We start from the raw sequence: 15228 nt of genomic DNA on the forward strand, positions 1-15228 counted from the left end.
GAAGATTTCTGTCTTCGGTGGCCCGTTTCATCTGGCAAGAAATACTCCCGCCGGAGGCATCCTGCCCCCGCAACAGGCGCTCCGCTTAGCTGCGGCGGCGTCCACGCCGTTCGCGCTTAGCGCCACCTTCACCCAGCCCGTCATCTTCTGACGAGAAGCCGCCCAGCTTGGCGGAAATCTCTTCCAGCGTCGGGCGCTCGCCACGCGGGGTGTTTTCCAATGCGGCCCGCATCGCGCGCAGGTGATCGGGCATTGTGCCGCAGCAGCCGCCGATGATCGTGGCGCCGCAATCGCGCGCCATCACCGCATAGGCACCCATCAATTCGGGCGTGCCGTCATAATGGATATGGCCATCGACATATTTCGGAATGCCCGCATTGCCCTTGGCGATGATCGGGCGTTCGGTTCCCGTCGCGGCAAAGCCCAGAATCGTGCGCAAAAGATCCGCCGCGCCGACCCCGCAATTGGCGCCAAAGGCCATCGGCGGATGCGCCAGCTTTTCGACCATCGCTACCATCGCGGTCGAGGTCAGCCCCATCATCGTGCGCCCGGCGGTGTCAAAGCTCATCGTGCCACACCAAGGCATACCCGCCAAATGGCAGGCCTCGGCGGCGGCCTTGTATTCCTCGGGCGCGCTGATCGTTTCGGCCCAAAGCACATCCGCGCCGCCTTCTTTCAGACCCTCGGCCTGTTCGTGAAACATTTCCACTGCCAGCTCATGGGTCAGCGTGCCCATCGGCGCGAAAATATCGCCCGTCGGCCCGATCGAGCCCGCCACGATCACCGGGCGGCCCGCAGCATCCGCGACATCGCGCCCGATTTCGGCCGCCAGTCGGTTCAACTCGCGTACGCGGCTTTGCGCATCATGCAGTTTGAGGCGCGAGGCATTGCCGCCAAAGCTGTTTGTGAGGAAAATATCCGAGCCCGCATCAACCGCCAGCGAATAAAGCTGCTTGATCTTGCCCGGCTCATCGGCATTCCACAGCTCGGGCGCATCCCCCGAGGACAGCCCCATATTGAACAGGTTGGTACCCGTCGCGCCATCGGCCATCAGCCAATCGCGAGTTTCCAGAAGGCGGCTTAGCGCATCGGTCATCAGTGCCTCGATTCCATGGCGTTGTGGGGCGCGCGGTGGGGCGGCCCTTTTCTCTGTCCTGCCACGCTGGGCGACAATTGGCAAATTCCTTTCCTTCAAGATGATCTTGAGCAGGATTTGAACGGGGCGCGCGCAGGCGGATGAATTTGCCCCTCGTTTGGCTCGGAAACTGGCGTTTGGGAGGGGGCGCATAGGGCGGGTGGCGCATGGATTGCGCGCGCGATATCCGCCGCCCCGAGCATTAACGCCCCGCGTGAGGGCGCGGCGATGTAGCGCGGGCTCAGGCGGGGCGCAAAACCCATCTTGAACTGGCGCAGCCCAGCAGCGCTGGCGCCCTTTTCGGCGCGATCCCAGATCTTGCGCGCAGGCCCAGCGATATCGGCGGCGCGTGGGGGCAGGGCGGCCAGCGAAACGCGCGAAACACCGCACGCACGCGCGGCGTCAATCGCCGCCAGTATCAGCGCATGCATCGTGCCATCGGGCGCATCTGGGGCTGGGCGCATTAGGTCCAGAACCCAAGCGGCGTGACCGGTATGAAAGCTGGCAAATCCGATGATCGCGCCGTTGTGGCGCGCGACAATCACAGCCTGATCTGCGACATATGCGGCGCTGAAACGGCCCATCGAAAAGCCCCGCTCGGCCCCGCGTGCGTACGCCCAAACTGCCGCGATCCGTGCCAAATCACCCGCATCCGGAGCGGCCTCGAACGCGCAGCAGATCCCAGCCTTTTCGGCCTTGCGCAGCTTGCGTCGCAGACCGGCGCGCGCGGGCGTTGCAAGCTGAAACTCTGACAGGTCCAGCCAGCATTCCAAGGCCACGGGGGCCACATGCCAGCCAGATTTGCGCGCAATGCTGGCAGAGCGCGGGCCGAGTTTATAGGCGCAAGCGATCCGCCCTTCATCGCGCGCATTTTCGCGCAGTTGGGCCAAATGGGTTGGCATATCGACATCGCCAAAGGGGTCAAGAAGACCGATCAGCGCTTGGGATGTGCGCCCGATCATCCAGCCGCTGCGCGCATCAGGGCTTAGCAGCACCGAATGCTCGCCTTGACGTAGCAAACCAAGCTCTGGCTGATCCGATTGCCCGATCAGATGCGCCAAACGCGGTGTGAGCACGGGGGCGGGCGGCACGAGATGGGGGCGCAGGCGCGCGGGATGCGCGCGATCCGAGAGTGCAAGCGCCGCCATCGCCAAAAGGGCAGGCGCCCCGTAATAGACCAGCCGCCACGCAAGAATTGCCGCCAACAACGGAGCGGTTTCGGGCTGAGGAAGTAGCGCCAGAAGCGTCACTTCGAACGGACCAACCCCTCCGGGTGAGCCAGAGACAAACCCCGCCCCAAGTGCGATCAGAAAGGCCGGATACAGCGCCAGCGCGCCGATCCCACTGCCCGTAGGCAGCAAAAGCCACAGCGCCAGTGCCGCAAAGGCGGTATCGAGCAAGCACAGCCACAAAAGACGCCCCATGACGGGCAGCGTCGGCAGGCGCAGATGCCAGCGCGCGATTTTCATCCCCGGCTTCCATAGCGCCACTCCGGTCAGCACACCGCCCAACAGCAAAGCGATGCCCGCCATGGCGCGCACGGCCCAAGCCCCTTGGTCCGCCAATGGCACAGGCAGCGCGATCAGCACCAAGGCGCCAAGCAACGCCCAGGCAGCCAGAAAACTGGCCGCGACTGCGGCAGTCAGGCGCGACGCCTCGAGCAGCGACATTCCCGGCAACATCCGCCAGCGCACCAGCGCGCCCGAAATCAGGCCAAAGCCCACGGTTTGCGAAATCGCGATGGCAACCCAGCCGGCGCGGCGCGCCCGCTCGGGCGGCTGACCCGTGCCAAGCGCGCGATGCAACAGCGCGTCATAATTGGCCAAAGCCGCGAAGGAACAGGCGCTGGCGAATGCGGCGAGGGTCCATTGCAGCGGCGACACCTGCGCGAAAGCGGCCGCAATCGCGCCCCAGTCAAGCGCCGCAATCCGTTCGCGCAGCAACAGCGCAAAGCAAGCCAACAGCGCGATCACCACGATCTGACGCCTCAGCGCGCCCGCCCAACCGGGCAGGCGCATCTGGCGCGCTTGCACCGCCGAACGGGCGGACCCTGTTCGCGACGTGCTGGACTTGTGTTGCGCCATTAAATTGCTCCTGGCCGACCCCAACTTGTCGAACAGGCTAGCGCAGAGCCGTTCACAGGCGCTTAACGCCCACACAGCAAAACGCCGGGCGCAACGGCTGCGTCCGGCGTGAGATATCGGCGTGAGGCTGTGGGATCAGATTTCTTCGAGGACCTGACGACGGGCCTCAAGCATGCATTCCGCCATTTTGGCCCGGATCGCGGCTTCATCGGCTTTGCCATCCAGATCGGCGGCCAGCTTGCGATAAACGTCCTCATGACCGGCTTCTTCGAAATCGGCCGTCACGACGGAGCTGATATAGTCAGCCGCTGCCGGTCCGGTCTTACCCAAAAGATCTGCCGCCCAGACGCCGAGCATCTTGTTGCAGCGCGCATCGGCCTTGAACTGCAATTCCGCATCATGGGCGAATTTGTTCTCATAGGCGTTTTCGCGATCATCGAACGTGGTCATCGGCTGTTTCCCCCGAAGTAAGTTTTTCGTTATCTCTTGATATGCACACCCTTCCCCCACATCGCAAGAGGAACCGCGCGCGGGCGCATGAGAGTTTGCGCAGTTTGCCTTGCCCCAGCGGCGGGCCTGTTCTATAGGGCAAGCAAGGGTCTCCCATGCCGCCCGCGCCCGGGCTGACAGGGAGCGCAGCGAGAACGGAGACGCCATGGCACCGCGGCGCAAGAAAATCTACGAAGGCAAGGCGAAAACGCTGTATGAGGGCCCCGAACCGGGCACGCTTGTGCAGTATTTCAAAGATGACGCCACCGCGTTCAATGCTCAGAAAAAGGCAACGATCGAGGGCAAAGGCGTTCTCAACAATCGCCTTTCTGAGTATTTCATGACGGGTTTGACCAATATCGGCGTGCCAAACCACTTCATCAAACGGCTCAATATGCGTGAGCAGTTGATCCGTCAGGTCGAGATCGTACCGCTGGAAGTGATCGTGCGCAATTTTGCGGCCGGCTCAATTTCCAAGCGCCTTGGACTGGAAGAGGGCACGCCTTTGCCCCGTCCGATCGTGGAATACAGCTACAAGAACGATGATCTGGGCGACCCGCTGGTGCCCGAGGAATATATCATCGCGTTCGGCTGGGCCAATCAGCAGGATCTGGATGACATCGTGGCGCTGGCGCTGCGGGTGAATGATTTCCTGACTGGCGTGTTTTATGCCGTTGGTATCAAGCTGATCGATTTCAAAATCGAGGTTGGCCGCGTTTGGGAAGGGGATTTCATGCGCCTTCTGGTCGCCGATGAAATCAGCCCCGATAGCTGCCGTCTGTGGGACATGAAGACCGGCGAGAAGCTGGACAAGGATGTGTTCCGGCGCGATCTGGGCAACTTGACCGACGCCTATACCGAAGTTGCGCGGCGGCTGGGCGTATTGCCCACCAATACCGCGCAGATCAAACCGACCCTGATCAACTGAAAGGAGCCCCGGCGATGAAAGCGCGCGTGCATGTGATGCTTAAGGATGGGGTGCTTGACCCGCAAGGTGAGGCGGTGCGTCATGCACTGGGCCATCTGGGCTTTTCGGGGGTTGAGGGCGTGCGTCAGGGCAAGGTGATCGAGCTGGATCTGGCCGCAACCGATGCCGCAAGCGCAGAGGCGGAAGTGCAAAAGATGTGCGACAAGCTGCTCGCGAACACCGTGATCGAAAAATACACCGTCGAGATCGTCTGAACCCGCCGGGGCGCTGCTCCGAACCTCGGGATATTTCAAACACTTGAAAGCAGGAGCCGCTGCGATGAAAGCCGCTGTCATCACCTTTCCCGGGTCCAATTGCGACCGTGATCTGGCCGTGGGCTTTGAAAAGGCCGGCGCACAGGTGATCAAGGTCTGGCACAAGGAGACCGAACTGCCCGACGGGATTGATGTGATCGGCGTGCCGGGCGGGTTTTCCTATGGCGATTATCTGCGCTGTGGGGCGATTGCGTCGCGCTCTCCGGTGGGGCAGGCGATTGCCGATTTCGCCGCGCGGGGTGGCTATGTTCTGGGTATCTGCAACGGGTTCCAGATCTTGACCGAAATGGGCCTGCTGCCGGGCGCGTTGATGCGCAATGCTTCGTTGAAATATATCTGCAAGTCAGTCGCCTTGACCGTGGCCAGTGCCAACAGCCCCTATACCGAAAGCTACGGGGCGGGGGCGCAGGTGACCTTTCCGATTGCGCACCATGACGGCAATTACCAGATCGACCCCGAGGGGTTGGCCGCGCTGAAAGCCGAGGATCGGGTGGCGTTTCGCTATGTCGACAACCCCAATGGATCGGTTGATGACATCGCCGGAGTGCTTAGCGAAAACCGCCGGGTTTTGGGTATGATGCCCCATCCCGAACGCGCGATTGAGCCTGCGCAAGGTGGCGCCGATGGGGCGGCGCTTTTCCGCGCGTTGTCTGGGATCATGGCAAGCGCCTGAGAGCGCATGCTTGCCCGCGCTCATTGCACTGGCGTAAGTTGGCGCCATGTCTGATGAAACATCGCAAGATCTGATATTGCCCGAGGCAGACGAGCCCGCGCCCAATGCGCGCCGCGTGCGTGCCCGCTGGCTGATGCGGATCGCTGTGGCGGCGGTTTTGGTGCTGGCCGTGGCGGTGATGTGGGTCAGCAATCTCTGGCTGACGCAGCGCTTCACCGAAACCACGCGCGTGCGCGCCGAGTTGCGACTGGCCCTATATACCGGCAACATCATGTCCGAGTTGCAGCGCACCAATGTTGTGCCGCTCTTGCTGGCGCGTGACCCGCAACTGATACAAGCGCTTGATTCAAATGACTATTCTACGGCCTCGGCGCAGTTGATCTCAGCGCGCAAAGAGGTGGCGGTGGCCTCGATCCGCTTGCTGGACATGCAGGGGCGGGTGGTGGCCTCAACCAACCGCACGCAGATCGGCATGGGCTTTTCCACAGAGGCGTTTTTCGTCGATGCAACGCGCTCGCGCGATACGATCTTTTCGCTTAACAGCAATACGGCGGGGGGCGCGGAGTTCGACTATTCGCGCGCCGTCGTTCAAGACAATCGCCCCGTCGGGGTGATCGTGGTTGAGGCCGATCTTTCGAAATTCGAGCGCTCTTGGGCGGGCATTTCGGATGCGGTGGCGGTGACGGATAGTGCGGGCACGATCATTTTGACGACCGAGCCGCGTTGGCGCGGGTTGACGATGGCGCAGGCTTTGGCGGCGCGCTCGGCCCCCACGGCGATTCAGCGCGCGCTGCAAGCCACAGCCGATTGGGCCAATGAGGCCCCGGATGCCTATCTCAAGGGGCAGGCCGTGATGCGCACCGAGGCGCGCGTGCCGTTCCGCGGTTGGAAAATGATCGCGTTTACCAGCTATGATTCGGTCCGCGAGCGGGTGAATGCGGTGCTGGCGCTGGAAATCATGGGGTTCGCGATCTTGTTGGCGCTGGTGTTTTACGCGCTGTCGCGGCGTGCGCGGCGCCAAAGTCAGGCCCTGCGCGCCGAATCGGCAGAGCTGCGCACCCTGAACGTGCGCCTGTCGCGCGAGATTGCCGAGCGCGAGAAAGCCCAGATGGACCTTGCCGTGGCCGAACAAACCTTGGCGCAAAGTTCCAAACTCGCCGCTTTGGGCGAGATGTCGGCGGCAGTGAGCCACGAGTTGAATCAGCCGCTGGCCGCGATGAAAACCTATCTGGCGGGGGCGAAACTGCTGCTCCAGCGCGCGCGCACCGAAGAGGCGCTCTCCTCGTTCCAGCGGATTGACGATCTGATCGGGCGGATGGGGGCGATCACGCGTCAGCTGAAATCTTATGCCCGAAAAGGCGGTGAGGCGTTTGAGCCAGTCGATCTGCGCGCCGCGCTCTCTGAGGCGCTCGCGATGATGGAACCGCAGCTTAAAACCCGCAAATTGCACATCATCCGCACGATGCCGCGCGGATCTGTTATGGTGATGGCAGATCGCATCCGTTTGGAGCAGGTTATCATTAACCTGTTGCGCAATGCCTTGGACGCCACCAAGTCAGTGGCCGAACCCCAAGTCGAGCTGATGCTGACGGCGGGGGAGACTGCCGTTTTGAGCGTGCGCGATAATGGCCCCGGGATCAGCGATCTCGACAAGCTGTTCGAGCCGTTCTGGACGACAAAGAAACCGGGCGAGGGAACGGGGCTTGGCCTTGCGATTTCCTCGTCCATCGTGGCTGATTTCGGCGGTCGCATGACCGCGCATAATTCTGAGGGTGGGGGCGCTGTGTTCGAAGTGCAGTTGCCGCTTTTGTCGGATAAGAACAGGTCCATTAGGGCTGCGGAGTAAGATATGGCTAGAATGATGAAGGTCGCGATCGTCGATGATGAAGAGGACATGCGCCAATCGGTCAGCCAATGGCTGGCGCTGTCGGGGTTTGACACCGAGACCTATCCCACTGCTGAGGATGCGCTCAAGGAAATTGGCGCGGATTGGCCGGGCGTTGTGATTTCCGACATTCGGATGCCGGGGATGGACGGCATGGCGTTTCTCAAGCGGTTGATGGGCATTGATAGCGGTTTGCCGGTGATCATGATCACCGGGCATGGCGATGTGCCCATGGCGGTTGAGGCGATGCGCCTTGGCGCGATGGATTTCATGGAAAAACCCTTTAGCCCCGACCGGATGACCGAGCTGGCCAAACGTGCCACGCAAGCCCGGCGCACCACGCTGGACAACCGCGCTCTGCGTCGTGATCTGGCCAAGGGCGAAAAGGTGATCGGCAAGCTGATCGGCACCTCTGAACCGATGGAGCGGCTGCGCGAGGACGTGCTTGATCTCAGTCAGGCCGATGGTCATGTGCTGATTGATGGCGAGACCGGGTCGGGCAAGACCTTGGTGGCGCATGCGCTGCATGCCACGGGCCCGCGCGCGGGTAAGAAATTCGTCATGGTTTCCTGTGCCGCCTTCACCGAAGAGGCGCTGGCGGCCAAGCTGTTTGGCCCCGTCGAAGAGGGCGGTTTGCCCCTTGTCGAAGAGGCGCGCGGCGGCACCCTTTGCCTTGAGGATGTCGAGGCGCTGAGCCAACCGCTTCAGGCGCGGTTGCTGCAATTCATCAACGATCAAGGCACGCCTGCCGAGACCCGGATCGTGGCGATCTGCAACACCCATGGCGAGGGCAAGACGGTCGAGGATGCGCTGCGCCCCGACCTGTATTACCGCCTTGCCGCGTTGAAAATCACCCTGCCGCCGTTGCGTGCGCGCGGTGAAGATATTCTGACACTGTTCAACCGGATGTCGGAGCAATTCGCCGATGAATATGGCTGCGACGTCCCCGAGGTGACCGCGCAAGAGGCCGCGCAACTGCTGCAAGCGCCGTGGCCGGGCAATGTGCGCCAGCTCATCAACGTGGCCGAGCGTGCGGTGCTGCAATCGCGGCGCGGTTCGGGTTCGATTGCTTCGCTTCTGATGGCCGATGACGAAGATACCGGCCCGGCGGCGATCACCACCGAGGGCAAGCCGTTGAAAGAATATGTCGAGAGCTTTGAAAAAATGCTGATCGACAACACGATGCGCCGTCACAAGGGATCTATCGCGGCGGTGATGGAAGAACTGTGTCTGCCGCGCCGCACCCTGAACGAGAAGATGGCGAAATACGGGCTTCAGCGGTCAGATTATTTGTGACAGGGCAGCGGCGCGTCGGGCAGAAACTCGCCACGCGCCGCCCCCACCTGATCGGCGATAAAGCGCATCGTGGTGCGCACCCGCGCGCTGTCGCGTAAATCCTGATGCGCTACCAGCCAGAATGAACGCCGAATTTCGATCTGCTCGGGCAGAACGGCGATCAATTCGGGGCTGTGTTGAGCCATGAAATCGGGCAAAATCCCCAGACCTTTGCCTGCCGCCACCGCGCGCATCTGCGCAAACAGGTTGGTCGAAGACAGCTGGGGCACGTGATCGCCCATCACCAGTGACAGGTAATCCAGCTCGGGCGTGTAGATCAGCTCGGGGATGTAGCCGATCAGCAGATGCTGGCCCAAGGTTTCGGTATCGGTGACGGGATGAGCGTCTAGATAATCGGGCGCGCCATAGAGATGCAGCGTGTAATCGGTCAGTTTGCGCGAAATCAGCCGTCCCTTTTCGGGCCGTGACAGGGTGATGGCGATATCGGCTTCGCGTTTGGACAGGCTGAAAATGCGCGGCGTGGCGACCAGTTGCACCTCGAGGTCGGGATTGTCGCGCGCGAAATCGGCCAGCCGCGGAGCAAGGAAAAACGCACCGAACCCGTCGGGTGCGCCGATTCGCACCGAACCCGACAGCGCATATAGCTCGCCTGCGATATCGTCATGCACCTTGGCTGCGACGCTTTCGATCTGCTCGCCATGACGCAGCAGCCGCTCGCCCGCGCTCGTCAGTGCATAGCCGCGCGGGCTGCGTTCAAACAACTGCGCGCCAAGCTGTTTTTCCAGCGCCCCCACCCGGCGCGACACGGTCGCATGATCCGATCCGATGATCCGCGCTGCCGCCGTCAGACGACCCGCGCGCGCCACGGCCAGAAAATAGCGAAGATCGTCCCAATCGAAAGTCATAACATCTCCTGAACGGGTATGGGCATTTGCGCACATCAACTTCGCAAATCGTGGCATGGCCGCGCGGCGGCTCCCACCTATCCTTTAGGCCTAGATTGGTGATTGCTTGTTTTGCGTGTGATAACGCTATGTTGACTCTGAGTGAGGGTCGTGGCGGTTTATGCAACACGTGAACGTGTGAGTGCCGGTCTGGCAAGACTTCACGACGCACCCCATTGGAGGACGGGGCCGGGGTGTGTGAGGATGGCGCAAGAATTGCGTATCGCCCCCCAAGGCTGGGGCTCGCGCGATCAAGACGGATCCAAACGATGCCGCTTGCGGGTGGTTTCGGGCGGACAATAGACAACAATCAGGGAGGAAGATTCATGAAATCAACAATTTATGCAGGTGTGAGTGCCGCAGCGCTGATGCTGGCTGCAAATGGCGCGCTGGCGCAGGACGCGGTTTCGGACGGTGTCGTGAAAATCGGTGTGCTGGGCGATATGTCGGGCGTCTATTCGACCGGCTTCTCGGGCAAGGGCGCTGTCGATGCGGTGAACATGGCCGTGCGTGATTTCGGCGGCACCGTTCTGGGCAAGCCGATTGAAGTGATCTCGGCGGATCACCAGAACAAGGCCGATGTGGCCTCGGCGACCGCGCGTCAGTGGATCGACGAAGAGCATGTCGACATGATCACCGATCTCACCAACTCGGCGGTGGCGCTGGCGGTGCAGAAACTGGCCTCCGACAAGCATGTGATCACGATGGCAACCGGCGCGGCGTCTGCTGCGCTCACGGGTGCGGATTGCACGAAATACGGCATCCACTACGGTTATGATACGCACGCTCTGCCCGTGGGCACGGCGACGGCCGTCGTGAAAAACGGTGGCGATAGCTGGTATTTCATCACCGCCGATTACGCCTTTGGTCATGCGCTGCAAGACAACACCACCGAGGTGATCAACAGCCTTGGTGGCAAGGTTCTGGGCAGCTCGGACGTGCCGCTTAGCTCGACCGATTTCTCGTCTTACCTGCTGCAGGCGCAAAGCTCGGGCGCGAAGGTGATCGGTCTGGCCAATGCGGGCCAAGACACCGTGAACGCGATCAAGCAGGCGCATGAATTCGGTATCGTCGAGGGCGGTCAGCAGCTGGCAGGTATGCTGGTGCTGATTTCGGACGTGAAATCGTTGGGCACGGATGTGGCCAAGGGGCTGCAATTCACCAGCGGCTGGTATTGGAACTCTGACGACAAGTCCAAAGCGTGGAAAGCCGAATACGAGAAATTCTCGGGCGGTGAGGCTCCGACCTTTGTGCATGCGGCGGATTACTCGCTGACGATGGCCTATCTTGAGGCGATCAAGGCGGCTGGCACGGATGATCCCGACAAGGTGCGCGAACAGCTTGGCAAAATGAAGATCGACGATTTCTTCGCCAAGGGCGGTCAGATCCGTCAAGACGGTTTGCTGGTGCATGATATGTATCTGCTCAAAGTCAAAGACGGCGGCACCGACCCGTGGGATGTGGCCGATGTCGTGCGCACCATTCCGGGCGATGAAGCCTATGCGTCGCTTGCGGCTGGCGGTTGCCCGCTCGTCAATAAATAAGCCAATCAAAACACGGACGGGGGCGACCGACAGGCCGCCCCCGAACGCGTATCAGTGCGAAGGCCAGACCATGAGTGACATCATCCTCGAGGCCCGCAACCTGACCAAAAGTTTTGGCGGTTTTGTGGCTGTGAACGGGGTTGATCTGCGCATCCAGCGCGGTTCGATCCATGCCATTATCGGGCCCAATGGCGCGGGCAAGACGACAATGTTTAACCTGTTGACCAAGTTTATCACGCCCACTTCGGGCAAGATATTGTTCAACGACACCGATATTACCAATAAGAAACCCGCCGAGATCGCGAATATGGGCGTTGTGCGCTCATTCCAGATTTCGGCCGTGTTTCCTCACCTAACCGTGCTGGAAAACGTGCGCCTGGCGCTGCAGCGCGGGTTGGGAGTGAGCTATCATTTCTGGCGCTCCAAGGCGTTGCTGCATGATCTGGATGCGCAGGCGATGGCGCGTCTGGAACAGGTGGGGCTGGCTGATTACGCCACCCTGCGCGCGGTCGAGCTGCCCTATGGGCGCAAGCGGGCGTTGGAAATCGCGACAACGCTGGGGCTGGAGCCCGAGTTGATGCTGCTGGATGAGCCCACGCAGGGCATGGGCACCGAAGATGTGGGTGCTGTGACCGAGTTGATCGGGCGTGTGCGTGAGGGCCGCACGATCGTGATGGTCGAGCATAACCTTGGCGTCGTGGCCGAACTGGCCGACACGATCACCGTGCTGGCGCGCGGCGAGGTTCTAGCCGAGGGGCCATATTCCGAGGTGTCCAAGAACCCGCATGTCATGGAGGCCTATATGGGCGTCTCTGCCGATGAGCAGGAGGAGGCCGTATGAGCACGACAACCCTGATCAAACCGATGCTGAAAATCGAAAACCTGCATGCGTGGTATGGCGAATCCCATGTCCTGCACGGGGTCAATCTGGAACTGGGCGAGGGGCAGCTGATCACGCTGCTTGGGCGCAACGGGGCAGGGCGCTCGACGACCCTGCGTTCAATCATGGGGATGGTGGATCGCCGGACGGGTTCGATTGCGATCAACGGTCAAGAGTTCATCACCAAGCCCGCGCATCGTATCTCGCCCGATGGCCGGATCGGGTTTTGCCCCGAGGAGCGCGGCATCTTTGCCTCGCTTACGGTGGAAGAAAACCTGCTGCTGCCGCCAATGGTGGGCGCCGATGGTATGTCGATTGAAGAGCTGTTCGACATGTTCCCCAACCTCGCCAATGTGCGCAAACGCATGGGCACGCGTCTGTCGGGGGGCGAGCAGCAGATGCTTGCGATTGCGCGTATCTTGCGCACCGGCGCGCGGTTGTTGTTGCTCGATGAGATCACCGAAGGGCTGGCCCCCGTGATCGTGAAAACGCTGGGCCGGGTCATTCGCGACCTCAAGACGCGGGGCTACACGATTGTGCTGGTGGAACAGAACTTCCGCTTTGCCGCGCCCTTGGCCGATCGTCATTACGTCATCGAACATGGCGAGGTGATCGACACGATCGAGGCCGCCGATGTCGAGGCGAGCATGGACCGCCTCAATCATTACCTGAGCGTGTAAGGAGGGAGACCAAACATGGACCCTATGATCCGACTGATCCTCGCCCAGGGTATGCTGGGCCTAAATAACGGCGTGTTCTACGCGATGCTAAGCCTTGGCTTGGCGGTGATCTTTGGCCTGCTGAACGTGGTCAATTTCGCCCATGGCGCGCTGTATATGCTGGGCGCGTTTCTGGCGCTGATCCTGTATTCCTATGCCGGGGCATGGGTGGGGCTGGATGCGCTGCATATCGGCTTCTGGCCCGCGCTGATCCTTGCGCCACTGATGGTTGCGGGGTTCGGGATGCTGATCGAGCGCTTTATGCTGCGCCGTCTCTATAAACTCGATCCGATCTATTCCTTGCTGCTGACCTTTGGCGTCACACTGGTGCTGCAAGGGCTGTTCATCAACTTCTTCAACGCCTCGGGAACGCCCTATCCGGGCATGCCCGAAAGCCTGCGCGGGGTGGTGAACCTTGGCTTTATGATGTTCCCGAAATACCGCCTGTTCGTGATCATCTTCTCGATCATCGTCTGTTTCGTGGTCTGGTACATTATCGAGCGCACCCGGATCGGCTCGCGCCTGCGCGCCGGCACGGAAAATCCGGAACTGGTGAAAGCGTTTGGCATCAACGTGCCCTTGATGGTGATGCTGACCTTTGGCTTTGGCACCGGGCTTGCGGGGCTTGCGGGCGTGCTGGCCGCGCCGATCTATTCGGTGAGCCCGTTGATGGGGGCTAACCTGATCATCGTGATCTTTGCGGTGGTGGTGATTGGGGGCATGGGCTCGATTGCGGGGGCGGTGGTGACTGGCTTCTCGCTGGGTCTGGTCGAGGGGATCACCAAGGTCTTTTACGCACCCGCCGCCAATACCGTGATCTTTCTGTTGATGGTGATCGTCTTGCTGGTTCGGCCCAATGGGCTGTTCGGGCGTCAGAGTTAAGGGGTGCAAGATATGAGCGATACGACCACCGAAATCGGCGAGTTCGAGGAAAACACCGGAGAACCCGAACACCGCACGCGCTCGCGGATCTGGCAAGGGGTGTTCTGGGTCGCGTTGATCGGCTTCTTGCTGATTGCCCCGACGCTTTTCTACCCGGTCTTCGTGATGCAACTGCTGTGTTTCGCGCTGTTTGCGGCCGCCTTCAACCTGCTGATCGGCTTTACCGGGCTGTTGTCCTTTGGCCATGCCGCCTTCTTTGGCGGCGCGGCTTATATCGCGGGGCATGCGCTCAAGGTCTGGGGCTTTCCGCCGCTTTTGGGGATCGCTGCGGGCACGCTGTTTGCGGCTGCGTTGGGTTGGGCCGTGGGATCATTGGCGATCCGCCGTCAGGGGATTTACTTTGCGATGATCACGCTGGCGCTGGCGCAGATCGTGTATTTCTTCGTGCTGCAGATGCCTTTCACCGGCGGCGAGGACGGCTTGCAAGGCATTCCGCGCGGCCATCTGCTGGGCTTCATCGACCTCAACCAACCACTGGCGATGTATTACACGGTCGCGGCGATCTTCCTTGTCGGGTTCCTGGTGATCTATCGGATCATCCATTCGCCTTTCGGTCAGGTCTTGCAGGCGATCCGCGAGAACGAACCGCGCGCGCTGTCGCTGGGCTATAATGTGGACCGTTTCAAGCTGCTGGCTTTCGTGCTGTCGGCGGCGCTGGCGGGGCTTGCGGGCTCGACCAAGGCGCTGGTGTTCCAGTTCGCGTCGCTGACGGATGCGCATTGGCAGATGTCGGGTGAGGTGATCTTGATGACGCTTCTGGGCGGCATGGGCACGATCTTTGGCCCCGTCGTGGGCGCGTTCGTCGTGGTCACGTTGCAGCATGTCCTAAGCGGCATCGGGTCTTGGGTGCAGGTCGTGATCGGGGGCACCTTCATCGCCTGCGTGTTGCTGTTCCGCCGGGGTATCGTGGGCGAGTTGGCGCGCCTGCTCAAGATCAACTCGCTTTAAGTTTCGCGCCCGCGCGGCGCGCGAAACCTTGCAATCAGCACGCCCCCTCGGAGGACCTCCGAGGGGGCGTTGTGCGGTCTGGGCGGTGCGATTAACGCAAGCGCAACGAAAATTCGATTGTATTTCGGGCAAACGTGCCGCTATGGTCATAAACAGTCGGTCGCACTTTGGCACTGCCCTATGTGACCCACCGAAATTCGCTGATCTCCAAGCAGCCCCGATGCGCAAAATACGCGCAGGTGGCGCGTGTTTTGGATCAACCGATTGGCCGCAAGGCCGCTAGTTTGCCTCCCTCTGCCGATTTCAGGGCAAGGAGGTTATGAATGGGGTGCCGGAACAACCGTGCGCCTGGGAAAGAACCGCGATGATGCGTGTCGAGCTGAGGCAAATGATCAAGGGTGGGCCAGAAATGGCCGCGCCCGCTTGCCTGTGCCGCCCGCCCATCGC

Annotated in this window: 14 protein-coding genes; 10 read left to right on the forward strand and 4 right to left on the reverse strand. The window is 61.2% G+C overall.

Going from position 1 to position 15228, the window contains the following annotated elements; genetic code table 11:
* Positions 1 to 85: 85 nt before the first annotated feature.
* The 3 genes from bmt to AB4874_RS02690 all read right to left on the reverse strand — a co-directional run bounded on the left by bmt (position 86) and on the right by AB4874_RS02690 (position 3669).
* On the reverse strand, positions 86 to 1096 hold the full coding sequence (gene bmt / locus AB4874_RS02680; protein ID WP_295530307.1) for a betaine--homocysteine S-methyltransferase: 1011 nt from the start codon (positions 1094 to 1096) through the stop codon (positions 86 to 88).
* Positions 1097 to 1191: 95 nt separating this feature from the next.
* A complete protein-coding gene (locus AB4874_RS02685) occupies positions 1192 to 3219 on the reverse strand; it encodes a phosphatidylglycerol lysyltransferase domain-containing protein (RefSeq protein WP_368390833.1) in 2028 nt (675 codons plus the stop codon).
* A 135-nt stretch (positions 3220 to 3354) separates the two neighbouring features.
* Positions 3355 to 3669 (reverse strand): DUF1476 domain-containing protein, encoded by a 315-nt coding sequence (locus tag AB4874_RS02690; RefSeq protein ID WP_295530301.1) that lies wholly within the window; start codon positions 3667 to 3669, stop codon positions 3355 to 3357.
* 205 nt (positions 3670 to 3874) lie between these two features.
* Between AB4874_RS02690 and purC the strand changes: the two genes are divergently transcribed.
* From purC to AB4874_RS02715, 5 genes are all read left to right on the forward strand, one after another.
* Positions 3875 to 4636, forward strand: a complete 762-nt coding sequence (purC, locus tag AB4874_RS02695) for a phosphoribosylaminoimidazolesuccinocarboxamide synthase (RefSeq protein ID WP_295530298.1) — start codon at positions 3875 to 3877, stop codon at positions 4634 to 4636.
* A gap of 14 nt (positions 4637 to 4650) precedes the next feature.
* Positions 4651 to 4890, forward strand: coding sequence for a phosphoribosylformylglycinamidine synthase subunit PurS (purS, locus tag AB4874_RS02700; RefSeq protein WP_368390834.1), 240 nt, complete (start codon positions 4651 to 4653; stop codon positions 4888 to 4890).
* 64 nt (positions 4891 to 4954) lie between these two features.
* Positions 4955 to 5623 carry a phosphoribosylformylglycinamidine synthase subunit PurQ gene (purQ, locus tag AB4874_RS02705; protein WP_368390835.1) on the forward strand — a complete coding sequence of 223 codons (669 nt, stop codon included), beginning with the start codon at positions 4955 to 4957 and terminating at the stop codon, positions 5621 to 5623.
* A 46-nt stretch (positions 5624 to 5669) separates the two neighbouring features.
* Entirely contained in the window at positions 5670 to 7469 is a 1800-nt protein-coding gene (locus AB4874_RS02710; protein WP_438273431.1) for a sensor histidine kinase, read from the forward strand.
* Between the two features lie 3 nt (positions 7470 to 7472).
* Positions 7473 to 8804 (forward strand): sigma-54-dependent transcriptional regulator, encoded by a 1332-nt coding sequence (locus AB4874_RS02715; protein WP_295530290.1) that lies wholly within the window; start codon positions 7473 to 7475, stop codon positions 8802 to 8804.
* On the opposite strand, the gene AB4874_RS02720 is transcribed toward AB4874_RS02715, so the two are convergent.
* Complete coding sequence (locus AB4874_RS02720) at positions 8795 to 9709, reverse strand: LysR family transcriptional regulator (RefSeq protein ID WP_295530287.1); 915 nt, start codon at positions 9707 to 9709, stop codon at positions 8795 to 8797. The two genes, AB4874_RS02715 and AB4874_RS02720, sit on opposite strands and share 10 nt — an antisense overlap.
* A gap of 365 nt (positions 9710 to 10074) precedes the next feature.
* Between AB4874_RS02720 and AB4874_RS02725 the strand changes: the two genes are divergently transcribed.
* From AB4874_RS02725 to AB4874_RS02745, 5 genes are all read left to right on the forward strand, one after another.
* Positions 10075 to 11292 carry an ABC transporter substrate-binding protein gene (locus AB4874_RS02725; RefSeq protein ID WP_295530284.1) on the forward strand — a complete coding sequence of 406 codons (1218 nt, stop codon included), beginning with the start codon at positions 10075 to 10077 and terminating at the stop codon, positions 11290 to 11292.
* Between the two features lie 70 nt (positions 11293 to 11362).
* A complete protein-coding gene (locus AB4874_RS02730) occupies positions 11363 to 12133 on the forward strand; it encodes an ABC transporter ATP-binding protein (RefSeq protein ID WP_368390836.1) in 771 nt (256 codons plus the stop codon).
* Entirely contained in the window at positions 12130 to 12852 is a 723-nt protein-coding gene (locus AB4874_RS02735) for an ABC transporter ATP-binding protein (protein ID WP_295530277.1), read from the forward strand. The genes AB4874_RS02730 and AB4874_RS02735 overlap by 4 nt, the downstream gene beginning before the upstream one ends.
* Before the next feature lie 15 nt (positions 12853 to 12867).
* Positions 12868 to 13773, forward strand: coding sequence for a branched-chain amino acid ABC transporter permease (locus AB4874_RS02740; RefSeq protein WP_295530274.1), 906 nt, complete (start codon positions 12868 to 12870; stop codon positions 13771 to 13773).
* 12 nt (positions 13774 to 13785) lie between these two features.
* Positions 13786 to 14781 (forward strand): branched-chain amino acid ABC transporter permease, encoded by a 996-nt coding sequence (locus AB4874_RS02745; RefSeq protein ID WP_295530271.1) that lies wholly within the window; start codon positions 13786 to 13788, stop codon positions 14779 to 14781.
* The last annotated feature ends 447 nt before the right edge of the window (positions 14782 to 15228 follow it).

This window comes from Thioclava arctica (assembly GCF_040892615.1).
Taxonomy (GTDB): domain Bacteria; phylum Pseudomonadota; class Alphaproteobacteria; order Rhodobacterales; family Rhodobacteraceae; genus Thioclava; species Thioclava arctica.